Source organism: Kineosporia sp. NBRC 101677 (assembly GCF_030269265.1).
Taxonomy (GTDB): Bacteria; Actinomycetota; Actinomycetes; order Actinomycetales; family Kineosporiaceae; genus Kineosporia; species Kineosporia rhizophila.
This window is the reverse complement of sequence record NZ_BSTA01000053.1, coordinates 1-384: the sequence shown is the minus strand read 5'-3', so window position 1 is coordinate 384 and position 384 is coordinate 1. Positions and strand designations below refer to the sequence as shown.

Below are 384 nucleotides of genomic sequence, written 5' to 3'. Positions count from 1 at the left end.
TGTGTCTGTGTCTGTCTCGCAACCAAGAGTTGCCCCGCCGCGGATCGGGAGGCTCCCAGTCATCGTGCTGGGTTTCCTGGCGTTGGCTCTGGGGACGCTGCAGTCGGTGGTGGAGCCTGCACTTCCGCTGCTGCAGAACGAACTTGGGGTCAGCCCGGCGGAGGGGGCGCTGGTCGCCAACACGTTGCTGGTCACCGGGGCGGTGCTCACCCCGGTGGTCGGCAAACTCGGCGACCGTTACGGAGGAAGGCGGGTGATGGTGTGGCTGATGGCGGTGGTCTCGGCCGGTGGGCTGCTGGCCGCGATCGCCCCGAGTCTGCCGGTGCTGCTGCTGGGGCAACTCCTGCAGGGCGCCATGGTGGGTGCGCTGCCGTTGTCGTTCAT

1 protein-coding gene is annotated in these 384 nt (G+C 68.0%); it reads left to right on the top strand.

Annotated features, from left to right (window positions below; translation table 11 throughout):
* Nucleotides 1–7: 7 nt before the first annotated feature.
* On the top strand, nucleotides 8–384 hold a 377-nt coding region (locus QSK18_RS35710; RefSeq protein WP_502894333.1), incomplete at its 3' end, for an MFS transporter.